General features: G+C 56.9%; 17 protein-coding genes and 1 pseudogene. 12 read left to right on the top strand and 6 right to left on the bottom strand.

Going from position 1 to position 24,355, the window contains the following annotated elements:
- The first annotated feature begins 678 nt into the window (after positions 1 to 678).
- Both R2N16_RS23590 and R2N16_RS23585 read left to right on the top strand, forming a co-directional pair.
- Positions 679 to 1,323, top strand: coding sequence for a lytic transglycosylase domain-containing protein (locus R2N16_RS23590; protein WP_316669158.1), 645 nt, complete (start codon positions 679 to 681; stop codon positions 1,321 to 1,323).
- 210 nt (positions 1,324 to 1,533) lie between these two features.
- Complete coding sequence (locus tag R2N16_RS23585; protein WP_316669156.1) at positions 1,534 to 2,469, top strand: NAD(P)/FAD-dependent oxidoreductase; 936 nt, start codon at positions 1,534 to 1,536, stop codon at positions 2,467 to 2,469.
- Positions 2,470 to 2,587: 118 nt separating this feature from the next.
- Here R2N16_RS23585 and R2N16_RS25565 read toward each other — a convergent pair whose 3' ends face one another.
- Entirely contained in the window at positions 2,588 to 3,370 is a 783-nt protein-coding gene (locus R2N16_RS25565) for a TrbC/VirB2 family protein (RefSeq protein ID WP_428984158.1), read from the bottom strand.
- 183 nt (positions 3,371 to 3,553) lie between these two features.
- Positions 3,554 to 5,398 carry a type IV secretory system conjugative DNA transfer family protein gene (locus R2N16_RS23580; protein WP_316669154.1) on the bottom strand — a complete coding sequence of 615 codons (1,845 nt, stop codon included), beginning with the start codon at positions 5,396 to 5,398 and terminating at the stop codon, positions 3,554 to 3,556.
- Between the two features lie 249 nt (positions 5,399 to 5,647).
- Between R2N16_RS23580 and R2N16_RS23575 the strand changes: the two genes are divergently transcribed.
- The 3 genes from R2N16_RS23575 to R2N16_RS23565 all read left to right on the top strand — a co-directional run bounded on the left by R2N16_RS23575 (position 5,648) and on the right by R2N16_RS23565 (position 11,204).
- Positions 5,648 to 6,919: a hypothetical protein gene (locus tag R2N16_RS23575; RefSeq protein WP_316669152.1), complete on the top strand. Its 1,272-nt coding sequence runs from the start codon at positions 5,648 to 5,650 to the stop codon at positions 6,917 to 6,919.
- A gap of 511 nt (positions 6,920 to 7,430) precedes the next feature.
- Positions 7,431 to 8,588 carry an MFS transporter gene (locus R2N16_RS23570; RefSeq protein ID WP_316669151.1) on the top strand — a complete coding sequence of 386 codons (1,158 nt, stop codon included), beginning with the start codon at positions 7,431 to 7,433 and terminating at the stop codon, positions 8,586 to 8,588.
- Between the two features lie 174 nt (positions 8,589 to 8,762).
- Positions 8,763 to 11,204: a hypothetical protein gene (locus tag R2N16_RS23565; RefSeq protein WP_316669148.1), complete on the top strand. Its 2,442-nt coding sequence runs from the start codon at positions 8,763 to 8,765 to the stop codon at positions 11,202 to 11,204.
- Positions 11,205 to 11,239: 35 nt separating this feature from the next.
- Here R2N16_RS23565 and R2N16_RS23560 read toward each other — a convergent pair whose 3' ends face one another.
- Complete coding sequence (locus R2N16_RS23560; protein ID WP_316669146.1) at positions 11,240 to 12,880, bottom strand: hypothetical protein; 1,641 nt, start codon at positions 12,878 to 12,880, stop codon at positions 11,240 to 11,242.
- Between the two features lie 600 nt (positions 12,881 to 13,480).
- Here R2N16_RS23560 and R2N16_RS25560 point away from each other — a divergent pair.
- Positions 13,481 to 13,591 (top strand): annotated as a pseudogene (locus R2N16_RS25560) (ATP-binding protein); the annotation flags it as partial.
- 179 nt (positions 13,592 to 13,770) lie between these two features.
- On the opposite strand, the gene R2N16_RS23550 reads toward R2N16_RS25560, so the two are convergent.
- Positions 13,771 to 14,364 (bottom strand): helix-turn-helix domain-containing protein, encoded by a 594-nt coding sequence (locus tag R2N16_RS23550; protein WP_316669144.1) that lies wholly within the window; start codon positions 14,362 to 14,364, stop codon positions 13,771 to 13,773.
- A gap of 726 nt (positions 14,365 to 15,090) precedes the next feature.
- Between R2N16_RS23550 and R2N16_RS23545 the strand changes: the two genes are divergently transcribed.
- From R2N16_RS23545 to R2N16_RS23525, 5 genes are all read left to right on the top strand, one after another.
- Positions 15,091 to 17,583: a response regulator gene (locus R2N16_RS23545; protein WP_316669143.1), complete on the top strand. Its 2,493-nt coding sequence runs from the start codon at positions 15,091 to 15,093 to the stop codon at positions 17,581 to 17,583.
- A 142-nt stretch (positions 17,584 to 17,725) separates the two neighbouring features.
- Positions 17,726 to 17,929: a hypothetical protein gene (locus R2N16_RS23540; protein WP_316669141.1), complete on the top strand. Its 204-nt coding sequence runs from the start codon at positions 17,726 to 17,728 to the stop codon at positions 17,927 to 17,929.
- The gene (locus R2N16_RS23535; RefSeq protein ID WP_428984159.1) at positions 17,896 to 18,366 is read left to right on the top strand and encodes an N-acyl amino acid synthase FeeM domain-containing protein; all 471 of its coding nucleotides are present in this window, start codon (positions 17,896 to 17,898) and stop codon (positions 18,364 to 18,366) included. Before R2N16_RS23540 ends, R2N16_RS23535 begins: the two co-directional genes overlap by 34 nt.
- 24 nt (positions 18,367 to 18,390) lie before the next feature.
- On the top strand, positions 18,391 to 19,047 hold the full coding sequence (locus tag R2N16_RS23530) for an iron-containing redox enzyme family protein (RefSeq protein WP_316669137.1): 657 nt from the start codon (positions 18,391 to 18,393) through the stop codon (positions 19,045 to 19,047).
- A gap of 241 nt (positions 19,048 to 19,288) precedes the next feature.
- Positions 19,289 to 20,011 (top strand): OmpW/AlkL family protein, encoded by a 723-nt coding sequence (locus R2N16_RS23525; RefSeq protein WP_316669135.1) that lies wholly within the window; start codon positions 19,289 to 19,291, stop codon positions 20,009 to 20,011.
- 329 nt (positions 20,012 to 20,340) lie between these two features.
- Here R2N16_RS23525 and R2N16_RS23520 read toward each other — a convergent pair whose 3' ends face one another.
- Positions 20,341 to 20,598: a DUF6429 family protein gene (locus tag R2N16_RS23520; protein WP_316669165.1), complete on the bottom strand. Its 258-nt coding sequence runs from the start codon at positions 20,596 to 20,598 to the stop codon at positions 20,341 to 20,343.
- A 5-nt stretch (positions 20,599 to 20,603) separates the two neighbouring features.
- Positions 20,604 to 21,689: an IS630 family transposase gene (locus R2N16_RS23515; RefSeq protein ID WP_316669134.1), complete on the bottom strand. Its 1,086-nt coding sequence runs from the start codon at positions 21,687 to 21,689 to the stop codon at positions 20,604 to 20,606.
- 93 nt (positions 21,690 to 21,782) lie between these two features.
- Between R2N16_RS23515 and R2N16_RS23510 the strand changes: the two genes are divergently transcribed.
- Complete coding sequence (locus R2N16_RS23510) at positions 21,783 to 22,451, top strand: hypothetical protein (protein WP_316669132.1); 669 nt, start codon at positions 21,783 to 21,785, stop codon at positions 22,449 to 22,451.
- Positions 22,452 to 24,355 lie beyond the last annotated feature (1,904 nt).

The following is a 24,355-nucleotide window of genomic DNA, read 5'->3' as shown; positions in this document are numbered from 1 at the left end:
TCCACGTAATGACTAGGCTTACTGATAGTCACAAGACTACTCGCTATTTAAGAGAGTCCTCGTGTCCGGAGATTCAGGGGGCTGCTCCACGAGCCGCACACTGCCGCAATACACGCGCCTTAACGCCAGAGCCGGGCAAATTCATAGTCATTGCACTGATCCGCGCAGCAACTACAGAGTCGCTCCCTTCTTCTTTTGGAAAATTCGCCCGCCATGGTCGACCGGCAGCAACGCTCACTGGCGTAACGGTTCTGTATGCTCAGCAGCGTAACAATCAAGCACGGAACACTTCTACTGTTACTACGAGACCCAGTATGAGTAGCACGACCAAAAAAGGCATTGCAGGCGCAGTGATAGGTGCTGTGGTCTGCAGCATCTTTTTGCCTGGAGTCGGTACTCTTGTGGGAGCCGGCATCGGCACCGCGTTGGCTTTAGGCATTTCGTCGCTTTCAAAGAAAGCACGAAAAGATTCATCCGCCGCGCCAAAGCAACATCCACCAAGCCCTGCCTCGCAGCAATCGCCACAAGCGACACCGGCAACCCCAATAAGGTCCGACGAGATGTCCTCGCAGGCGACTAGGCTTCCAGTCCGAGCGGATGCCAGCCAAGCTGGGCCTGTCCTCCACCAGCAGCAATAAACAATCTCCGCTCCCGCCGACAACAAGGTGGAGGATTGATATGTGGGACTTCATACAGCTTGCTCAACAATGCGCGCCAACGGTCGACAGGTATACGATGGCGGCGGTGGTCCGCGTGGAATCGAGCTTTAATCCCTGGGCCATCGGGGTAGTGAAAGGACGCCTTGCACGGCAGCCTCGGTCTCTTCCAGAGGCAATTGCCACGGCCCAGGCGCTGGAAGCACAAGGCTACCGCTATAGCGTGGGGCTCGCCCAGATCGAGCGATCCAATCTCGTCCGTTATGGACTTACGCTCGAGAATGCTTTTGACCCTTGCACCAACTTGGCGGTCGGTTCGCAGATCCTCACACATTGCTTCGAGCGAGCCAAACGTCGTGAGCCCGACACGCAAATCGCGCTTCGCGGCGCAATCTCCTGCTACTACAGCGGACAGCCCAACGAATCTTCCGCCCCCAACTATGTGCGCAAGGTGGCTGACGCTGCCGCACAAGCACGAGTTACTCCCATACCTGTTGTACCAGAGATTGCGCCAAGATCTGAGCGCCCGCCCGTCCCTGCTCGCCCTGAAGTTCATGAGGGCAATGTCACGCCGCCGGGGCGCGCCGCCAATGCGCCAGCGCCTTCCACTTCGCCAGCAACACAATCCCCCTCACCTAACGCCACCAATGACGCCCACGTCTTCTAGCGTCAAAGAAAAACGCGACCTTCAGCTTGTTGCTGTCGTGAGGTGCCACCAGGCGTGTAGCAAAGGGCGTTGAAACGCCTTACCGCACCGACGATTTGTTGCCTTGTAACACCTTTCCAGGCCAACGTCGGCAATACATCTCGTTGCCGCACTAACCGTTCCGATAAAGATTCATGACGCTCTTCGCCCGAAGCGTGCAGGAGGTAATCCGTGTCTACCTTTGATGCAGTCATCGTCGGCGGTGGTCCCGCCGGCGCGTCATGCGCATTGTGGCTCAAACTTCTCGGGTTCCAACCTTGCATTGTCGAACGCCGCGCGATCCTAGGTGGTCTTCAGAACGAAAGCCCATACCCCAACGTTTGGATTGCATCGTCCATCGGGTATCGTGGCCAGCAAGTGGCACGCGCCATACACGAAAATGTCCACTCTCACGATATAGCAAGCTGCCTGAACACAACGGTGCAATCCATCATTCCGCGTGATGGAGGCTTTCTTGTGAACACAGGCAGTGCAGCAACGCGCGAAGTTCTTTTCGCCCCGTATCTCGTAATCGCCTCCGGCGTACGCCCGGCTGATGGGGGGCTCCGTGCAGGCCCGAAGCTATTAATAGGTCCTGGCAAGCAAATCGACATGACGGACTGGCACAACAAATCCGTCGCCATATTGGGCGGCGGGGACAGCGCCTTCGAAAACTACGAATTCATCCGCGCCAAAGGTGCGTCGAATATTCGCATTTACGCAAGAACGATCAAAGCCCGACGTGAATTTCTCCAATGCGTCCCAGTGCAAAACGTGCGGGTCGGACCCTATGTAGTCGATCCTGACACAATGACAGTCGCCGGCCAGCGCTACGATGCCGTTGTTGCGCTATATGGTTGGACGCCGTCGTTGGAATTCATTGGCAATCTTGAATTCACCCGCACTTCCGGCGGGTTCATTGCCACCGATCACCGTACCGCCGAGACATCTATACAAAATGTATTCACTATTGGGGAGGTCGCTCATCGAATGCACCCATGTTGCGTAACATCGATGGCCGACGGCGTCGTTGCGGCCAAAGAAATTCAGAAGCGAATCGAAGCCGCAGGTAAAGGAGACTACTTGGCGCCTGCCGGCTCCGCGACCGGCCTCGCCGCAAGGCGGTGACCCTAACAGCAAGAAGGTGTTAGAGACGACCTCACCGTCTCCATTGGGGATGGGACGGCGGCGATCGCGCAGATCCCAACGGACTGGCTCGGAGGCGCAAAGAGTTCCGCCACGATCGTCAATCTGCGGCCCCGCAGGCATGCGCCCCAATCGCTACCGCCCTCACGCACGTGGTCACAGCTGCAAGACTGCGAGCCGATACTCGACCAACTATCTGCGGCTCGCGACTTAGCCAAGCCTCGGTTCGCATCTCGTCCACCAAGGCAAGTGTGGGAGCACTGCCGTCCGCGATACGTACCGTCAACGGCTGCCCCGGAGAATCGGTAGGAGCAGAAACAATGGGCACGAGAAGAACCCTTCCTCGACGATTCACCGTTGCACTTGATATGACGAGGGAGATCCGCGCTGCTTCAGCAGCATCGGATGCTTCGCGAAGACCTCTATCGAACCGCACGATATCGCCTCTCTCCAGCATCCTCGCGATATACGGCGTGGCTGGCACGGCAGGGGCGGCTGCCACACTCCGTCCGTCGCTTGTCCCGTACAAAAGCCATACCGCAAGACTCGGCGCCGCACCAACAAACAGAGCACCAATGACAAGCGTGGCAACATCGGCCCAGCGTGCGTGCTGAAATAGGATTCGGTAACCGGCCCAACTAATCGCTAAGGCCACCACGACCACGCCTGCAGTCTGCAGCACGTGAAATACTCTCTCTAAAGTCTCCGCAAACTGTGTAAACGCCTCGCCACCGCTCGCCCAACTCATGCTTGCTGTCATAGCGAGACTGCCCGCAACCTGTAGTCGCAGCAGTGCATCGACTTGTCGCCGCTTGCATGATTCACGCTTACCGCTACAACTTCCCGTATCCCGTACAAATGATCTGCCCACTTTACGCCTCATGCGAACTCGAATACGCCGCTGCGTGCCAATGTGCGATGGCAGAATCCTCTCACCACGCTTTGCGTACCAAAGCACCTTGCCTTTCCCCGCCAAGCGTCGGATCACGCCCGAGTAACACTCGGACGGCCCTACGGTTGCTTCAGAAGACCCTCAGTCGAACAATCCGGCACTCCGGCGTGATTATTAGAGACTCAAGCCGCCCCCTGCGGATGGAGTCTCGATGGATCTTTCCGCCGTTGTGGAGTTCACCGGCGCATCGCCCGATGCCTCCTGGGAGTCACCCGACTGTTTATCTGGAAGCTGGTATTGGCTCATAAGCCGACGGCCTACCTCGATGAGTGCAGCATGCTTTGCCAAGTCCAAGGAAGCAATCTGGGGCGGTTGCCTCAATCGGCGTCGAAAAACGGCATCCGCGTAGTAGCGAATTTTCGTGGCCAATACTGGTTTGCAGTTCTCGAGCAGCACAATCTCTTTATCCTGCCCAAGCTCCTTCAACTCCTGCGGAAGCATCAAAGCTCGTTTCTCGTCGGCCACGGTGTCGCTAGGCGACCCACCTTTCTGGAAGCCGAAGCCGACGGGACGGCTTAACGACCGCTTCTTCTCGGAAACATAGCCGAGCATCTCAGAATAATCGTTCGCGTCGCGTTGTTCTTTGGGGGTAAAAATGACCTGCAATGCGTGATTGGACAGGATCGTTCGCGCATCTTGCTCGCCATAAACTGCTGTCAGTTGAGCGACCGACTGAATGATTGGCATCAGGCGCAAGTTGTACCCAGCCATGAAGCCGACCGCCTTTGCAATAATGGTAACCTTCCCCATGGACGTAAATTCATCCATTACGAGCAGGCATTGGTGCCGCAATTCTGGGTTTCCTGCTGGCAATTCCCGCATGTTCAGGTTAAGCAACTGCGAAAAAAACATGTTCAGGATCATGGCGGCTTCCGGTAGATCGTCCGGGGTGACGCCGATGTAAATGCTCATGCGACGGCGACGTACGTCGGTCAGCAGAAAATCGCTCTCACTGGTTGCCGCATCGAAGATTGGGTTAGCCCAATTGGTCAACGCTGCATTGAATGTCGAGACAATACTCGCGTACGTAATCTCGGCATTGTCCAGTACCCGATACAACGCGTCCACACAGGTAGCGGACAACGGCCGACCCTCCGCCCAACGGCCCTGGATAACGGCATTCAAGTGAATGCTGAGCTTGCGGCCATAGCCTGAAGCCTGGCGCATAACCTCCCCCATTGTGCGCGGCAATTCGGGCGACTCGCAAACGAGTAGGGCAAGCCCCAAAAACAAGTTGCGTGCAGCCTCATACCAAAACGCATCCTTGCCAGAACCGTCCTTCCCTTCAGGTGGGAACAGAATCGTGCCAATGGCAAGAATATCGCGCACGCGTAGATGGGGATCATCGCTGATGTAAGTTAGTGGGTTGTAGCGATGGGTGCGTCCGTCACGAGCAAATGGATTGAACAAATAGACTTCCTGTCCGTGCTCGGCACGGAACCCTGCGGTTAGTTTGAAGTTTTCGTGCTTGATGTCCAGCACTACCACCGAGTCGGAAAAATTAAGCAAATTCGGCACGACGATACCCACCCCTTTCCCAGAACGGGTCGGGGCCGCCACGATTACGAATTGCTGCCCGTCAAACAAGAGGTAGCGACGTCCGTATCGTCCCACGATGATGCCGCGATGCGAAAATAGGCCTGCACGCGCAATTTCTCCCGCGCGCGCGAAGCGCGCATCCCCATACAGAGACCGCTGATTCCGCGCTGCCATGCTGAGGCCCAGCAATGCCACTACGAGCACCAATCCCGCCTGTGCTAGCGCACGTTCCAGGGGCCCGCCATACCGCGGATCATCGTGGTACCAATACCAGTGCCCAACAAACGTCTGTAGAGACAGCTCCTTGAGTGACGCGTGCTGCTCGACAAGATAGATGGCTCCCGCAAGGTATGCCAGCGCAACTAAACCGACGAGCACCATGCCGACGGCACCAACGGCAATCAACACAGCTCTGCCCATGGATCAATTCCCCTCGGCTCCCTCGTCAGCTCTCGAGCGCAGTTGCAGTCGAAACAATCGTGGGTCCCGAGAAAAAAAGAAGACTGGGCACCCATTCCCGCCTATTCAAATTCGACCAACTGGATTTTTTCCATACGGATCGCAACTCTGCCCAACTCGTCAAACTAGATGGCTCATCAATGTGCAGGGCTCTGATGCGTGGGCCTTTCATTCGATTGAAATACAGCGAAGACATGATCGCTGGTCAAGATGAAAAATTTTGCCCAGCCCGCACAAACGCTCAACGCCGCGATCGGTCGCCATGTTGGCGATTTGGACACAGTATTGCGTGCCCACTTGGATGAGCAGACCTATGCAGGTCTCACTGAAGAGCGGCGCAAACAGTTGCAGGGACAACTCGACAACGCCATTGCTGAAAGCACCAGCGCATTTGCTGACCTGGGTTATAACGCGGATACCATTGATCACCTTTCTCGCAAGGCGTGGCGCGCTGATCTCGGTACGGCAGCACTCAAAGCAACTTTTACGAATGCCGCATCTTCTGGTGTTGTCGGCTTACTTGTACTTGCGGCGACCATTCCGCTTGGCCTAGTTCTTCCGTCTCTGGCACTCATTGGTGTCGCGCTCGCGCTCACATTGGTCGGATCGTATCGATACGGAGTGCACGCATGGGCTGCTGGCCTCAAACTGGAATCCCAGTTCGACGAAACCACACGACCTGACGGTAGCAAACGTGAGCGGTTCTCCGCGTGTCCGACACCCGCAGCGCTTGCCACCAAGTTACGGCATGCTGGCAAGACAGAAGCCGTGCGCAGTGGCATACGGCTGGCGACTGCGTTACCCGGGCAAGTCGCTTCTGCCATGCTCAGCCTATTCGCCGCTGCGCCATTGCTAATGACCGGCGTGGGAGTGGCTACGGGATTCGCGTCCGTAGCTGTGGGGCCGTTTTCTAACGGGTTAGCCGCGGCCGTCAACCAGCATTTACGCGGCCGTCAGCGAAGTATGGCGCCGCTACTTGGTATCAGCGTGGACCGTAAGACAGGCCATATCCAGTTTGACCCTACGGTTGCCCAGATCAACGTCGAGCGGCTTGCTTGCCCCGCCACTCAACGCAGTTGGAGGTCAATTTCTCGTCTTGCCGGTTGCTATCGCAGCGGCTTCAAGGCAGCGCTTCGAGCAGAGAGGCAAGTAGGCCCGCAAACGCCGGAAAAGCGTACGGAGTTACTGATGGGCTCTCCTGTTGCGACCAAAGGAATCCAGTCCTCTCTCGACTCATTGAACGCGATGGCCCACACCACTGGCTTCGCTCTCCCTTTCTTCAATGTCTTCGCAGCGGTAACCGCCATCGTCGGAGGGGGGGTGCTCCATGCAGCCAAGCGCCCTATCTCCGATCACCTAGCTGCGCGCTCAAGAAAAAACGAGACGACTATTGATGGCATCGTTGCCCCGCGCTCAGCGACGGACAACAGCCCGCCATCGATCCGCATGCCAACTCCTACTGGACTACGGCGAACACCATAGCGCTCTTTCGCGACGCATTGAGCCGAGTCAACAAACTCTCGACTCGCCAGCGCTCCAAATCTCCCGCGGCCCATTCCGGTTCCTGTTCAGCACCCGTCAAGCATCCGTAGGTAGCACGTGGGTTGAATACGAGTATTCACGTAAGGCAGCTCGTATAGCGATCCGTTGCCGCGGAATCTGCCGATTCCCCGAAATACCGTAGTTGACCAACCACGAACTGGGCCACGCACACAGGGACAGATCATTTCCGCGGCGGGTGCCCATAACTGCTTCGGCGAATCACAGTGCTTGTCGGCATGTTCCCCACGCTGCCCACTGAGGTAGTCCATATGCAGAGCGACACGAATAGACATCGCTGGGCACGATGAAGCAGGTACACAAACCGAGAGCCGTTCCTTCCGTCTCACTGCCCCGCGAGGAGGAGCTGGTAACCGTCGACTTTTCAGGATCTGGTTCGGACTCCAGCATTCCGCTAGCGGCCTCTGGCAGCACACTGCATTCAACAGCGATCTTGCTGATCGGCTACGTGATTTTCACTACAGGCAACGGTCTCCTTTGCCTATTGATTTCACTGCGTCTTACGCAGCAACCAGCATCACAGATGTCACCGATGCTCGCTGGTGTTGTGCAATCCGCGTACTACGTTGGATTTGCATTGGGCGCACTCTCTGGTGGCTCATTGGTTACGCACATCGGTCATCAACGCGCATGCATCGCGTTCGCCGCCATCCCTGCATGCTGTGCACTCGCCTTCCCAATCTGGGATGCCGCCTGGCTCTGGGGCGCCCTGCGTGTGGTCACAGGTTTCTGCCTGATGGGTACATGCACGGCAGTCGAAAGTTGGCTACATCACGTAGCAAGCAACGCCCAGCGATGCCGCATGTTCTCAACCTACATGATACTCAACTATCTTGGGCTAGGGGCGGGCCAGTTTCTCGCTGTATTGGGGAACCCTTCAAGTTTCGAACTCTTCTGCATTGTCAGCATGCTTTTCACCGCGTCATTGCTGCCAGTCGCGCTGGCGAACGTCACATACGCACACCTCGGCACGCACGATGCCCACAACAGGGAATACCACTCACACTGCAGACGCGGGATCGCTGGGCTGGTGACCGTCTATCGCGGAGCTCCGCTTGGCCTGGTCGCCTGCCTCGCAGTTGGTCTGCTCAATGGTGCATTTTGCTCGATGCAGCCCGTGTTCATGCGGCATCTCAACTACTCTGTGGCAGATGTTTCCCGCTTCATGGGATTCTCACTGCTTGTCGCTCTGGTACCGCAATGGCCAGTGGCGCGGCTTGCTGACAAATACGACCGTCGCAAGGTCCTGCTATGCCTTGCTATGCTCGCGAGTTCCCTGGGCCTACTGCTGTCCCGCGTGCAAGGTAGCGCGTTAATTCAAGCGTGCGGCTATCTTTACGTCGCTTCGGCATTTTCGATGTACGGCGTGATTGTGTCGTACGTGAACGACCATACTCCCGCTAGTCAGCGCGTCGCGGTCAGCGCCGGTCTATTGCTGATTTTCTCACTTGGAGCAAGCGGTGGGTCAACACTTGCTTCCGCAGCAATGGCTATAGCAGGCCCTGGCAGTCTTTATTCTGTCTTAGCGTTGATTGCCGGCGGGCTCGCTACATGGACGCTTTGCTGCTTGATCTGGGAAAAGTACCGATAGAGCGACCTCTTCGCCGACCGGGCTTGTTTCCAAATGTAGTTGCCCTGCAAGACCGATGCAACGCCCCGACGACGTAGACCATCGGTATATCGCGCATCAATAGACTCAATAGCAGGTAGTGGAGTCACTAAGGCACTTCCCGAGCAATTCGCTTTCCGCAAGAAGGACGGGGCAATGCCGCGTAAAACGGATACGGTCTACCAAGAACCGATCACTGCAGCGCTGCTGAAGTCGCGCAAGCACAGCGACGTCGGTTTGTCGTTTCCGTACGGTGATAGCGGCTGGACAGTCACGTCAGACGATTCCGTCGACACGACCACTACTCCCCCCGTCAGATACAAAAGCGGCTTTTTAGCCAACAAACAGACCGGCAATCCAAACGTCGACGCGATCGCCAACGTCATTCGCAGCGAAGTCGGCAACATCGATGTTTTCTTGCGCTCGCAAGGCGAGAAGCCGGAGGAATACACGCAGGAGCAACTGCAAGAGTTAAACGGTCAGCTCGACAACGCGGTCCTTGACTGCGCGCGTGGCTTTGCAGAGGAAGGCTGGTCGGCCGACGACGTTAAGAAATACGCCGACAAGGCGTGGCGCGCAGACCTTGGCACCACATTCTTTCAGAAAACGTTCAGCAACGCGGTCGCTTATCTGCCGATGAGCAGCGCCATGTTGGGCGTTAGCTTTCTGCTCACCCCGATCCTCGGCCCTCTCCCGACCATGCTCGTCGGGCTGGGCGTTGGGTTGTATACGGCCTATAAGTGGTCCGTACACGCGCTCAACGCGGCCGGCAAGGTCGATGCGGAGGTCAACGATGAAAAGCAAGGCCGCGGGCGGTTTTGGAGCGTATGTCCATCCAAGGGGCTATGGCAAGCAATTGGCAAGGAGACCTTAGCTGATTTGGCCTTCCGTACCGTACCACGGGGGGGGGCGAAGGCGGTGGGCGGCGGCGTCAAGGTAGGGCTGCAAGCGGCCGGGGCAGCGCCCGGATTCACGGCGTTGTTTGGCGGCCTCATTCTTCCCGCAGTTTCTGCGTTTATCGGCCCACCTACCAATGGCGCGATGCAAGTTGCCAGCAAGATGCTGCACGGCCGGAACGGCGAGCGGTCCGCCGCACCGTTGTTTGGCATCAAGCTGGAAAAGAAGAAAGACGATAGCGGAAAGACAAAGGCGATAATCTACGTCGACCACGACGCGCGCAAGCGCAATGTTGGCCGGCTCGCGAAGTCGAGCGGACGTCGGTTTTTCAGTATGGCGAAGAAAATGCGGCGGGAATATCGGCGGTCGTTCGGCGATGCCTACCGTGCAGAAAAGAAAGCGGGAATGAAGGGTAAGTGGCGAGAGTGGATTTTCGGGTCCAACGTTCTTCCAGGAGGTACGCTCGGGGATGTCGTCTCCTTGGCCAGCGATGCAATCGGCGGTATCGCCAGCAATGCGGTAGGCACCTTTGGGAACGTCGCGACGAGCTTAGCCACAGGGCCGGGGAATGTGCTTACACGCAAGGAAGTCGCCGACCGCTACAAAGAACGCGTCAATAAATCAAAGCGCATCAAGGCGTCTAAGAAAGTCGCCAAGCAAGCCCCGGCGGCCACCGTCAATACTCCGCGCGATGCGACTGTGACGGCGCACCCTGAGCATGGCCTCAGTCCGAGCCCGGTGCGGATCGTGGCGGACCGGCCAATTTCACGGCCCGACCATCAAGAGCTCGGGGCGCGGCCCTCCCCAGCAATGCGACGACTGCAGGCAATTGCCGCGGCATCGATCAGCGATGCCGCACCGACACAACGGCATGTGCCCGCGGTTTACCCCAATGTGCCGTTGGCGCCGCCGCATTTAGTGTCCCCATCCACCGAACACGTCGTCGAGTCGCAGACGGTCATACCGCGACCGGCGGTTCAATCGGCTTCGGATCCTGCTACAAACCCGTCGGCTGTCGCCGCAACCGTGGCTTCGCCGTCGATTGTCGAGACAGGGTGGCGCACGCCAGTGGACCCACAGGATCGGCTGCCTTCGAATTCGAGTCTTGGCGCACTGCCGATCAGCACGCCGCGCGAGGTACCCGCACAATGGATCGAACCTGAAAACCAGATTTCGGCGTCACAGCCCGCGGCATCTACGGTCCGGTCTCGACATGCGTTTGAGGTTTCAGTCGCGAACGGAGTCGAGCAAGCCGTAACGGCGCCGACCGCAACAAATAATGCGGAGCTTGCTCAGAATAACGTTGCACCCGCCGCTGTGTCGGCAGCGTCGCAGGAGACCGCCCGTGAAAATCGCGACGCATTTCCATCACCGCGTGCGCTGGAGGCCCGTGCGCGCGCTGAAAACAAAAGCGACTTAAACGCCTCCGTCTCGAATCACGGAGAGGAGTCTCATGCCGTAGATACAACAACATCTGATACCGCTGGGAACGACGCGCTTCCCAAGCTACGACCAGATGAGCGCACGGGAAACTCTATCGCCAGGAGGCCGCGCTGCGAATCTCAAGGGCGCGCTCATAACGGAGCGCCTGCATCCGTGACTTCGCACACAACGGTGCAGTCAACGCCACCTAATACGCCTCGAGGCGAACATCGCATCGCCATGCCAGTGGCTGCGGGAATCTCGCTTTCAATGAACTAACTCCTGTGACCTTCGTCACCCCGGCCAAGGCGCCACTATCGGTACGGTGTACGGCTTACATTCGTCGGTGGCACCCGGCCGCTCGGGCGATAAAGTGACGGCGATGGCGTAGCGGTGACTTCCTTGATCGACCGCCCTTGCAACGCACTCACGACCGCCTTCTTGGTTACCCCTGCCTTGGCAAAAAAGGAAGGTGGATTTTCGACGATCGTTGTCGTCAAGCAATGACAAAACTGCCCGGTAACAATCTCGCGCTGGTCTCGAATGTCGTCGCAGATCCTTTTGAACTCGGCGTCGTTCAGCTGTTTGTCAATACGCTCGGTCATGTCGTCTGATATCTTCACGGCATCCGGCGTTCGCCGCTTTGCCACCTTTTCCAACAAGTCCCTCCTCGACTCGCCGGGCGCCGTCACCTGCAACGAGTCCCACTGTCGATCCACGCACGCCAATAGATGCTCCTGCCATATTGCGCGCACACCGCCTGCGCTCGCCAAGGCGTCTATGAGCAGGTCTGGTCGCTCCCCGCGAAGCACCCCAGCACAATCGACCGCCAAACAATTGATGAAGGAGTCGTGATCGTGCAGTGAGCAGGCTCGATGTGCGTGATTTCCGGAGGGCACCAGTGACTCGTTCGGTAGCACCGCGTACAGTCGGTTAGCCAATTCTCTCGGCAACAACGCGCCAACGGCAGCGGTGACCCGATGCAAATACTCCACTTGCGAGCCCCGCGAGACCGGAGTCTGCGCCGGTCCCATCTCTCGCTCGAACGTCCCGATACGCTCGTGAACCCTGCTGGCAAGCAAGTGCGCTGCAGAGAGGCTGCTCCCGGCAAGCGCAGCACGCTTCAGGTGTGAGAATTCGGTCGCCCCTCGTGCCAGGGCCTCGTAAAGCGGAACGGCGTTCAGCGCAATGAATGCGTTATAAGCGGCATTATTGCCGCATGTTCCTCGTTCCTGCGGGTCGACCGATTTCAATGTCATGTTAAGTGCTTCGGGCGACTCTTGGAGCTTCAAGACGACATCCGCCACGCTGCCCGGTCGACGTTGCGGCCCGCACCACTTCCACATAGCTAACCGTGCTTCGTTGGGGTCAGTGTAACGGTATGGCATTGAAAAGCCATTGAGCGCATTGGCGAGGAATTCCGCGCCAGGCTCGCCGTCAACGTTGTCCCATACGTCTATCATGTGTAACTCGACGCACTCAGCGAACGCAAGAACTCTCGCTGCGGCGCCCGCCAAGCACCCCGCTTGCGCACGATCTCCCCCAGGTCGCCCGACGTCGAAACAACTCGCACGCCAGCCATCGCCATATCGCGCGTGCTTCTTTATCAGCATTTCGATCGTTTCGAAAGCCGCGGGCACTGGATAAGCGAGATAGGCCTCGATAGCGAAATCAAGGGGACTGACTTTCAGACCGCCGCTATACGCCGCGGTCTTATTAGGGTCGGCCCCATTTTCTAATAACACGCTGATCAACGGGTTCGCAACATCAACTGGTTTCGGGATGGCAACGAATAACGGTGTCGCCGGGAAATCAAAGCCGTTGTGTACAGCCGTCGCGTTTAGGAGCGGGCGAACGTCTTGACCTGGGTGTGTGCGACGCCAGTCGTCGATCCAGCGGCACACCGCGTCTGCGTTCTGATCCGCCTCTTCGATGAGATCATGTAATCGTGGCATAGGCGGTCCTTTTGTGCGCACTCGCAGCGCTCTGGAAAAAACGATCAATTCTGTTACCCCGAGCCCCCTAACGCATAAGGTACGGATTCCAATACTCCGGCAGAATATCCGGGGCTATCCGCTTTACGGAATTTATCCGCTGGTCAACAGCTCGCGCTTTCTGCAAGGTAGGCGCAGAGGTAACTACGCCCCATTTCCCATCCCAGATCGTAAGACGTACCCCGCCTACGATCATAAAGTCCGAGCGCGCCGGGGAATTGGGTATCTTTCGTCAGGGCGAGGGGACGTACGCGGACGTTCAGCGTTATGCAACAACTTGGAGATAGCGCACAATCTCGGTGCAAGATCGCCAACCGCATCTTTATGTGCATACTTTTTAGTGCCGATGTAAAAATGACCCACAATGAACCGCGGTGCCCCATGCGTTTAATCGTCGATCACGTTCAGGCTTGTGGCACAACTCCACCGGCTTCTGGCCTGCGCCAGCTCCCTCCAGAACGTCAATAATTTTCTCTTCGGCGAATCGCTTCTTCATAACCGCCCCTCTCTTGGGAACGGTCTCTACATCGTCAGCAGCAGGCCAATCCCAGGGCAGGCTACACCAATCTCATTATCACCACAAACCTGAGCTTTAGCGAATGGTCTAGCGTCTTCGGAGATGTAAAGATGACCATTTCGCCATTGGACCGACTCAAGTACTACTGCCATATTTGTTGAAACCGTTTCAAGCGTAGGACCACCCGGCCGAAGAAGAAGAGACGCACCGCAAACAATCCATCAAAGGGATGCATAGAATGCTTTTTAGACTCATTCTTCGATGCGAATCCCGGATCATAATTCCATGCAAATCAATAACCGCCAAGTTCATTTACTTTATTTACAGCATATCGCTATAGAATCCGCTGCAGATTATCTGAAATGCGATTAAATCTTGTAAACTTATTTTTCATTAAGAGAACCGCCCAGAACAGGCCCAGCCTCAGCCGGTCGCTGATCTTTCTCGGCTCAATCCAACCAGGAGGCTCTACGAGCTCGACTTCAACAACGCGATTCCATGGAAATTCATCGGCGGAGTTTATTCTGAATGTCACAGCGGCGCCTAGCCCAAAGGCACAAGCGATAGCGTCAACCACCTCCATCGGTTGAGGTAACAGACGTTCAGCCTCGATTTCCCTTACGTCAGCTTCAACGCAGCCTGCGTGCAGGGCTAGTTCATTCGGCGTCCACCCGCGCTGCTCTCGCAGAGTACGGACCTGCGAAGCGAAACGGGCGTAGGCCTCTCCTTCCAGATAGGCACTGCGATGACCTCCGTTCTTCATCGGTTGGGTCAACCAAGTGTCATCAAGATCGAACTCGTCCTCTCTCTGCCTCTTGTCTCTAATTTCTTGGGCACGCAATGTGGCCTTGCCCTGCCACCGACTATGATTTGCAGTTGGTGAAAACCTCAGCGAATCGCGATCGCTGAATGCAACGTTCAGTGCCAAACGGTGATTTAGTGAGGAACCATCGCCAATATTTTTTTCGGCGAGGACATGTGGCTCTCAATTTGAGATTCAATGGGCGCGCGGTCAAAGGTAAACCACCCGCTTGGTCAAGGCATATCTAGCACTGCTGCTCTAACGGATTCTGTACAAAATCAGCTCATCGACTAAACGGACAACCTTGTCACACACTCAACCAATGCGCCGCCGCGATGCCACACCAAATCCAAAGGCCGTTGCGGAATCCCGAGTTGGTCATTGCAGCGACAGACGCCGCACCAAAATCGATCTTCTGTCGATTGCCACAACTGCCGACGGCACTAACACATACCGTGCGCAAACGTTCTGATCCTGAAAGGGCTGACGCACACCCGAAAACCTTTCAGATTATTTTCATATTTCGATTTATTTGCGCAACTATCAATCCCAATGAGCATAATGGGAATTTTCCAACGGAATTGTGTAGGGGAATTGCGCGACGGCCATACAGATCTACGAATTCACCCGATGAGATGATGGCGCAATTTCGTCTATTTCTCGCCTTTTTGTTTTTCGGCCAATTGCAATCGCGCGCCAATCAGCACGCATCAATCGTGATCGACTAACTAACGGTTTTGTGCCGAAGGTGAGGTCTCGCACCTTGAGTTGCTAAGCAGCGCATGGAATGCCAACGCATTTCGTGAAGTCGAGGGAAACCCACTACCGAAAGGTTCTCCTATCTCAAGCGCCATGAACTACCTGCAACTGCTCAGTAGTCACTACCGCGATTACCACAGCCATGGCCGCAATACACTCAAGTACGCAGGCGTGGTAGGCGCGATCGGCTATCCGTTGTTCTATCTGGTCTATACGGAAATTCTGCCGCAGCGCTATGAGAGCCTCCCGGTCCGCTTGGTTGCGACCGTTTTATGTGTGCTATTGGCCTTGCGGGACCGCTGGCCAAGCCACCTCCAGCGCTGGTACTTGACGTACTCCTACTGCGTGCTGCTCTACTGCCTGCCGTTCTTCCACGTCTTCATGTCCCTGAAGAATCACGGCAACCTCGTCCTTATAGCCGACAGCTTCATGGCTGTGTTCCTACTGGTACTACTGACGGACTGGCGCAACACGGTGGTGATGCTGCTCATCGGTGCAGGACTTGGGGTGCTGCTGTACATCTGCACCACTAGACAACCTGCCCTGCCGCGGGACTATGTGGCGCGCTTGCCCACCTTTGTGCTGATCGTGGTCGGCGGGAGCCTGTTCAAATTCTCTGAGAAGCAACTACAAACCGAGAAGCTGCGCGTCGCGACCTCCTTGGCTGGCTCGATCGCACACGAAATGCGCAATCCACTCAACCAGGTTCAGCTTGGGTTGGACGCGATGTGCAACGTGTTGCCAACTGCGACGGCGACGCATACGGAACAGACTTTGAGCACAGAACAGATCGATCGTCTCCACTTTCACCTGACTAGAGGCCAGACAGCGATCCATAGCGGCCTTCAAGTAATCTCGATGATCCTGAACGAGGTCCACTCCAAGGTGCCCGATGCCAACCGTGCCGCGTACCTCTGGGCGGCGAGCATCGTGGAAAAGGCGCTGGCGGACTATAGCTATGAGAACGCCCAGGAGCGCCAGAAGATCGGCGTGGAGATCATCAACGACTTTGTATTCAAGGGCGAAGAGACGCTGGTCGTCTTCGTGCTGTTCAACCTGATCAAGAATGCCCTCTACTATTTCAAAACGCATCCAGAGGCCAGGCTGACACTGACCGTAGACCAGTCCCTGATTCGGGTCAGGGACACCGGCCCAGGCATTCCCAAGGCGATGCTGGCTCGGGTGTTTGAGCCATTTCTGAGCATCGGGAAGATCGGTGGTACGGGCTTGGGTCTAGCGTACTGCCGACGCACGATGCGAGCACTTGGAGGCGAGATTCGCTGTCACTCTGCTTACGGCGAATACACCGAATTCATTTTGTCGTTTCCCTCGGTTTCCCAGGCTGAACTCGACGTACATCGTCAAACCATCTGGCAGCGGGCCATGCTCGCCATGGTCGACAAGCGCATCCTGGTTGCCGATGACCTTCCCGTTGAACGTCGCATGTTGCGTCAAAAGCTCAACGGGCTGCCGGCGCACGTGGATGAGGCAGAAAGCGGCCTGCAGGTTCTGGACAAGATGCGGCAGCATCAATATGACCTGATTCTGATGGATTTGAACATGCCGGTGCTCGACGGATATGCCACGAGCGTGAAGATTCGCTGTGGCGAGGTGCCGGGCCAACAATCCTTGCCGATCATCGCCAGCACAAACGAATCGCCGAACATCGCAAAACTCAAGGCCACCAAAGCCGGTATGTCGGGCTTTGTCGCCAAGACTTGTAGTCGGTTTGACCTCGTCCAGGCGTTAATGCAGGCACTTGAGCGCCCCATACAGACCGGGTGCGATCCAGCGATGCTCGCCGGCAAAGCCGTCCTCTTGGCTGATGATGACCCCTACGGGCGGCTCATGGTTCGGACCTGGCTACAAAAAAGAGGCGTACAGGTTGCTGAAGCCGCGCACGGACAAGCCGTTCTCGATCACCTCGCTGCGGGCGCGCGTTGCGACGCACTGATTCTGGATCTCAATATGCCCGGCCTGGATGGCTTGCAAACAGCGCGCGCCATTCGGACACGGCCATCGGGGTACCAACAGCTACCCATCATCGCGCTTACCGGGCATACCGACACCGCCACCATTGAGTCTGCCCTCACCGCTGGCATGGATGACTTCATCAGCAAGCCAATCGAAGCGGCCGCACTGGTCCAGACGCTCGTTCGCAGGCTGACGGTTACAGCTCAGACGGCAGAAAAACTGAACGCCGAAGCTACGCACGCCCGGCCGAATCATCCACTGCCAACCCCTTCCGATACCCCCTTGCTGAACTGCCGCCGCCTTCAGGATTTGCGCCAAGACGGCATGCTGGATGAATTCGTTGAGGACTACCTCGAGCTCGTCGACCCTCTGCTTGTGCGGCTTGAGCAAGGCCAGGCAACGCGAGACTTGAAGTCTGTGGAACTGGCGATGCATTCGTTACTAGGCGTCAGCGGCAACCTTGGTGGAATGGCTTTGCACCGTCTGATCCGACGAATCTATGAACCAGTGGTCGCTGGACGCTGGCCTGACGATGACGACTGGCTTCCGCAAATCCAAGGCTTGACCAAGCAAACGGTGCACGCGCTACGCGCCATGTTGGCTAGCCCATAGCTCCGCGGTGGTTTCCCGTTCACTAGTCCATCACCCAACGGCGTTTTTAACAAGTAACGATCCAGGTTCCTGCGTCGCACATACCGGCAATCTGACGGTCCCGCCTTCGAGGGCATTTCCAAATTTCAACGAGGAGCTTGCAATGCATATCCACTCCAACCTTGCGCAGTCGAGCGCCCCCAACCCTGCTTGGTCGACGTTGCCCGATAGCGGCATCCATCTGCGCCGTCCGCGGGGAATGGCCGACGCACAAGCCATCGCTTGCCTGCGCCAAGAGATCAATCTCGCCGTGCACACTGAGCTCGACCCGCAATTCCTGGAGCACGAAAAAAAAGAGATGAGCTAGGCATCGTCGCACTCATTGAACAGCACGATCACATCATCGGCACGATCCGATTTGTGCCAATGCTGCACAACCTCACCCTCACCGAAACACTCCATGCCCAATTCCCGGTGGACGCCGCTTTGCTGACCCACGGATGGGAAGTCGGGAGGCTGGTGATGGCCCCAGAGTTCCGCAGCGGACCGGAATTTCTCAAGCAGTGCCTGTCTCTCGCACTCATTTTTCTATGCGACAACGCACAGGTGGAAAACCTCCACGCGTCGTGTTCGCACGTACTCAGTCGCTTGTACCGCAGATTCGGCTTTTCCGTGTTGGCCAAAGAGATCCCGTTGCCGGGCACAGAAAAGACCTACACGGTAATCCACGGGCATATCAGCCAGGTGTCAAATGCCTTGGCACCTCAAAGCCCCATTGGGCAACCCATCTCTTATCGCGCGTGAAGTTCCAACCCTATGGAGAAAACCTTGAACAACGAATTCATCGACTCGCTCAGCGCCACGGTCAACCAAGGTTGGGAGGCCATCAAACAAGGACAGTTCTGGCAGCAGGTGCTGCACCGCCCTGTCTCGCGTGACTTCTATCACGACCTAATGGTTGAGATTTACCACTACACGCGACACAACTCCATGAACCAGGCCGCCACCGCCTTTGTGGCGGCCCCTGAAGGCATGCTCAAGTTCGCCTATCACCATGCTTCCGACGAATTGGGGCATGAGCGTATGGTGACGCACGACTTGGAGAGCATCGGCCTTCTGGATCGGCAAACCTTGAATCGGCCTCCATTGCCCGCCACCGAAGCCCTGATCGGCTATCTCTATTTCGTGGCGCTCAAGTATGGTCCCATTGCGCGGCTCGGCTACAGCTTCTGGGCAGAGGACGCCTACGAGCACATCGACGACCTCCTGCGCAAAATCAAGGGCGATCTGTCGCTCACGGATAAAAACATGTCGTTCTTCGTCGCCCACGCCAGCATCGACGAAAAGCACAGCGCGCAAGTCCGGGCATGCATCGAGCGGTATGCCACCACACCTAGCGACCAGGCACTCGTTCGCACGACAGCTCAAACGACGCTCTTTTTAACCGGACAGATGCTGGAACAGGTCGCTCAGTTGCATCGGTGAATCTGCACTAACTACCATGCCAGACGTCGTGTGGTGCCCTTCTTGAAGGAAGCCACTTATCAGTCTGTTATCCGATAGCCGAGATTACATATTGTGCATATGGGCCAACTGACTGATGCCAATTGACATCACTCTCGAGGGGCCTGCTGTGTCTCCCTGTTTTTGTGCGGCGCCTCCTCAGGGCGCCGTCTCTTTTTTGGCGTTCTCTACGAGGCGCAACAACCGTACCGGAGCACCGTCTGTGAATCATATGAAAGCACTGGCCGTCGCAGGGATGCTTCTTTCCACTCACGCCCACGCGCAAAGCGCTGGCAGCAGCATCATCAGTCTCGGCTGGCTTCGCGTGATGCCGAACAGTTCGAGCGACCCATTGTTTATCGACAGTATTGGCGGTGTACCGGTCAACCAATCGGTACCCAACACGGGCGCCAGAATCAAAGATGCCGATACAGTCGGCCTGGCATTCACGCACTTCATCACCGACAACCTTGCCGTCGAACTGGCGGGCGGGGTCCCGCCACGCCACAAGATTACCGGAGCCAATGCGTTCGCCCCCTACGGCGAGATCGGCTCGGCCAAGCAGTGGAGCCCGGCCATGCTGTTCAAGTGGTACTTCGGCGGCGCGGAAAGCAGGTTCCGTCCGTATGTCGGAGCCGGTCTGAACTACACGTGGTTCGGCGACGAGAAAATCACCAACAGTGCGCTCCAGACCCAGGTACTCGGTAGCGGCTTCCCCAATGCCAGTAGCGTGTCTACAGACAGCTCCATCAATCCGGTACTCAACGTGGGTGCGAGCTACGCCGTCACAAAGGATTGGTTTGTCAGCCTGTCGATGTCCTACTTGCCGCTCAAGACCACTGCGAAGATCGACACCACGCTGGCCAGCGGCGCACACGCGATCACCGAAGCCAAGATCAGAATCAATCCGATCGTGGCCTTTCTATCGATCGGTTACGGCTTTTAGCCCCGCATCGATGAAACCGCGCTTACACCTTTTGTGGGCCGTGTGGCTGATCCCCGGGTCGCGGTAGGAACGATGGTTGCCTGTCGCTGTCGCCTTCTGCGCAGATCAGTACATGCCGCATTGCTACATACAGATCCGAACCCCAACGTCTTACCACTGCTGTCGCATTGATACGCATTCGTCAGAAATCTCGTGTCTCCCTTCTCACGGTTCTTTTCGCAACGTGCGCCGTGCTTTGTGGTTGCGCCGCACTTGGTTGCGCTGGACAGGGCGGCCATGGCGGGTTCATTGCTGGCTGCGGCGCCGGTACCCGCTTCTAGTGTCGTGAGTTAGAAATTCGTTTCATCATTGTTTTTGCTGCCAGAGGTGACGAAATGCTGTTGGAAGAGGCGTTTGGATTCCCGCAGCCCCTCTTCAGTGAGGATCACGGATTTCGCTCTATTGATGGGATCGCCGATGAGGCCGCGTTCGTGAAGTCGGTTAAGCGCATCCCAATCGAGACTTTTCCAGGCACGGTTATGGTCATGCAGGGTCAAGTAGAGAAGCGCGAGGACGGCATCGTCAATGGCAGCAGTGTCGATGTTCATGGTGTTCATTCTGAAACTCTTTGGACCCGCGCACAAAACCGTACGAGGCTCGCGAGAATTTCATCAGCCGATTTGCTCCAGACGAACGGCCGAGGATTCGCGTTATAGACATCGAGGTAATGCCGGATCGCTTCTTCAAGTTGTCGTGTCGAGCGATGCGTGCCGCGTCGAATGTACTTCTCGGTGAGCGTAGCGAACCAACGTTCGACCTGGTTGAGCCACGACGCGGAAGTTGGCGTGAAGTGAACATGGAAGCGCGGATGACGAGCGAACCAGTTCTTGATCGAGGGCGTCTTGTGCGTACCGTAGTTGTCCATCACCAGATGCACGTCCATTTCGGCGGGCACGCTGGCGTCGATCGTGCGCAGGAACCGTAGGAATTCGCTGCTGCGATGGCGCCGATGCAATTCACCGATGACTTCGCCTGTGGCAATGTCCAGCGCAGCGAACAGCGTGGTTGTGCCATGGCGCATGTAGTCGTGAGTGCGGCGCTCGGGAATGCCGGGGGCCAATGGCAGTATGGGCTGCGTGCGATCCAACGCTTGGATCTGGCTCTTCTCATCCACGCACAACACCATTGCCTTGAGGGGCGGATCCAAGTACAGGCCGACGATGTCGCGAACTTTGTCGACGAACAGCGGATCGCTCGAGAGCTTGAAGGTCTCCTGCCGATGCGGTTGCAAACCAAAGGCTCGCCAGATTCGCGACACCGCTGTCTGCGAGAGCTCCATCTCTCGAGCCATCGTGCGCGTACTCCAGTGCGTCGCTCCCGTAGGTACCGATTCGAGCGTTTTTGCAATAACGGCATCGACACGCGCATCGTCAATCGTTCTGGGCGCACCGGGACGCGGCGCATCGAGCAGACCATCGAGTCGATGCACCACATAGCGCGCACGCCACTTCGATACCGTTTGCTGAGTGACCCGCAGTTTTGCCGCGACCGTCTTGTTGTCAATGCCATCGGCGCAGGTCAGCACAATCCGCGCGCGCAATGCTACCGCCTGCGCTGTCTTACGGCGCATCATCAGCGCCGTGAGTTGCTCGCGTTCCGCCTCGCTCAACACGAGCTCCGCCTTGGGTCTTCCACTCATCGCCGCCCCTTCGTCTCCGTGGCATTCACTACACGGTACTACAGGCGGCACATTATTCAATGAATTTCTAACTCATGACACTAGGATTGCACAATGATGCTCAGCTACCGAAAGGTTTCAGCCCTGCTCTCGACCTTTGTCACGTGCTATGCATTGGCTGCACCGGTGCCAGCTCCCGATACAGTCGGTGAATCGACGGTGGGGCAAACCAGGCCAAACCTGCCACCGATCGCCAAGGAAAAGCCAAACCGATGGCCTCACATTGTCTTCCTCCAGCAAAAGCCTGCTGGAGGACTAATTTGGTGGCGACCAAACGAGCGCTTGGCGCAGGCCGGCTTCCCTGTGGCCTTCGAAGCCTTAGCCGATCGCGTAGACAATCAGATGAGAGACTTGCAACCGGACGGCAAGTATCGAATCGAGGTCATATTACCGTCGGACAGCGTCTTCAGCGCCAGACGAGAAACCAGTCACATCACTCGTTACAGTCATCGCATTGGTGAAGGCCCCTGGGGAAGTACATCGGACTCCAGTTCCGCTGCTGTCGATTTGCGCCTGCATTTCGATGTGCATCTCATCTACTCGAAGAACGGCCAACGAGGCGAAGCCAGGCACCATCTGAGTCAGGCTTCTCGGCCTGCCCCCAACCTAGATAGCAATCTACAGACCGTCGTGGATGCAGCGCTACCCGGGTTGATCGCAAAAACTGCTGACGAAATCGTGATCTGGCTGCAAGTCGAATACGGTTCGCATGCTGTGCAGTAAAACGACCGTGCTTTATATGCAAGGGGATGGATGCCACACCCTATGGCCCCTCATGCCACAACGATTTGCTCGCGATGAGACCCAATTAGTGTTGATTCTCGTCGGGGTTGCCGGACATCGCAGCTCGAACAGAGGTACGTAGTCGGTATGAATCTGTGCACTGTCGCGCATACATTTGCATCTTTACCGCCCCACAAACCAGCTAGCTCGCCAATGCCATGCAACGCAGATCCCGACAACAGCATCCGTTCCGTAAGCCGCTAGGGTTCATGCTGATCACATTGAACCAGCGGTAGCGATGCTGAGATGCTCGATTTGGCTACTTTTCCAGATGATCTTGCTGAGCCGCACGGATACATGCCCCAAGATCGGAAGGAGGGTTACGGTCGGGAATCGATCTCCATCATCCGGCGATCAGAATGATGGAACTCACGGTGCGGGGGCAACGTGATTGAGCGTGGCCACCGAAGTCAAAATTTGTTGGAGACCCGGTCATGCGTATCAACGGCAATCACATATCCGAGCAGAAAATTCAATCATCAGTTGCACCAGGCACTGATACTCAACACCAGACTCTCACGCGAAGACTCGTGAATATCGGCTCAAAGGTCTGGGACAGTTTCGCAGCTTTGGGTGGGGGCAGTACATCACATCTGACGGCCCAATCTCCGGGAGTTGGAGATGACGCACTTCAGCGCGGAGGGCATGCAACAGCCGCCACAAGGACCCTAGAGGAATCCGTTGGGATCAACAGTGAGCGACCCGCTGTTCCCAACCGACTGTTCCCGCGCAAGCCATTGGTTACCAAAGCTGCCCCCAACACTGCAAATGCCGCTGGAATCGATAGCCCTCAAGGGGAACCCCAACGCTTGAACAAGCTGTTTCCCGATTGGCTATACCGTGGGGGATCCGCGCCCCCAACTCTTACCGGCTCTTCTCCCTCCGCTCCAAGTGCCGACAAAACATATAGCTACAATGGGGCACGGGATGCGGACCCGTTCCGGAAAAACCTACTGTTCGGCCAATTTGTCGAGCTGGCGTGGGACAGTGGGTTGAGTGTACCGGTGCCCCCTTCACCAGGGATCGGAAATGCCGCTTCTCAACGCGAACTGCACAAAACAGCCGCCACTGGGGCACTAGCGGAATTCGTGGAAAACCGAGAAGGGGCGGCGCATGCTGCGCCCAACCGCCTTTTCCCACACAAGGCATTGGTTCCCAAAGCTGCGCTCAACGCTGCAAATGTCGCCGGCATCGATAACCCCCTAGTTGCACCCCAGCGCTTGAACAAGCTGTTTCCTGATTGGCAATATCACGGCGGGACAGCGGGGCCCAGTCCCATCGATTCCGTTCCCCCCGCTCCGAGCGTTGGCAGAACACATGATTTCAATGGAACACGGAACGCTGACCAACTTCGGAAGAACCTCCTCTTTGGTCAATTTGTCGAGCAGGCACAGGACGGTGGGCTGAGTGTACCGGTGCCCCGGTCGCTAGGAACGGGAAACACCGCACCTCCACGCGGGCGGCACCCAACACCCACTGCTGGAGCGCTAGCGGAATCCATTGGAAGCCAAGAGCGTGCAGCGTATGCCGCGCCAAATCGCCTTTTTCCACACAAAGAATTGCTTGCCAAAACTGCGCCTTTGGATAGCCCGGTAAGCCCGGTTCTTAACCACGATGTGACGCAGGATGCGGCCCGCCGCCATGAAAAAGTAAGTCGATTGTTCCGGGAATACACGACGCCGACTCCAGCTTCGCATGCGCTGTCCGAGGGCTCAATGGGGCAAGACGGAAAGGCATACTCCGCAGAGAAGTCGGTGAGCCCCCCAATGAGAGCCGGGGCAGCACAAACGGAACACGGCGCGCCACCCAATAAGCTTTTCCCCTCGACCAACTCACAGCAACTC

Origin of the sequence: Ralstonia psammae (genome assembly GCF_958405935.1) — a bacterium.
GTDB lineage: Bacteria > Pseudomonadota > Gammaproteobacteria > Burkholderiales > Burkholderiaceae > Ralstonia > Ralstonia psammae.
The sequence above is the reverse complement of the archived record's forward strand: the minus strand, read 5'-3'. Positions and strand labels throughout refer to the sequence as shown.

Coding starts and splice junctions, on each gene's coding strand:
- R2N16_RS23590 (WP_316669158.1), top strand. CDS start 679: ATGTGGGACTTCATACAGCTTGCTCAACAATGCGCGCCAACGGTCGAC.
- R2N16_RS25565 (WP_428984158.1), bottom strand. CDS start 3,370: ATGAGGCGTAAAGTGGGCAGATCATTTGTACGGGATACGGGAAGTTGT.
- R2N16_RS23580 (WP_316669154.1), bottom strand. CDS start 5,398: ATGGGCAGAGCTGTGTTGATTGCCGTTGGTGCCGTCGGCATGGTGCTC.
- R2N16_RS23575 (WP_316669152.1), top strand. CDS start 5,648: ATGAAAAATTTTGCCCAGCCCGCACAAACGCTCAACGCCGCGATCGGT.
- R2N16_RS23565 (WP_316669148.1), top strand. CDS start 8,763: ATGCCGCGTAAAACGGATACGGTCTACCAAGAACCGATCACTGCAGCG.
- R2N16_RS23560 (WP_316669146.1), bottom strand. CDS start 12,880: ATGCCACGATTACATGATCTCATCGAAGAGGCGGATCAGAACGCAGAC.
- R2N16_RS23545 (WP_316669143.1), top strand. CDS start 15,091: ATGAACTACCTGCAACTGCTCAGTAGTCACTACCGCGATTACCACAGC.
- R2N16_RS23540 (WP_316669141.1), top strand. CDS start 17,726: ATGCATATCCACTCCAACCTTGCGCAGTCGAGCGCCCCCAACCCTGCT.
- R2N16_RS23520 (WP_316669165.1), bottom strand. CDS start 20,598: ATGAACATCGACACTGCTGCCATTGACGATGCCGTCCTCGCGCTTCTC.
- R2N16_RS23515 (WP_316669134.1), bottom strand. CDS start 21,689: ATGAGTGGAAGACCCAAGGCGGAGCTCGTGTTGAGCGAGGCGGAACGC.
- R2N16_RS23510 (WP_316669132.1), top strand. CDS start 21,783: ATGATGCTCAGCTACCGAAAGGTTTCAGCCCTGCTCTCGACCTTTGTC.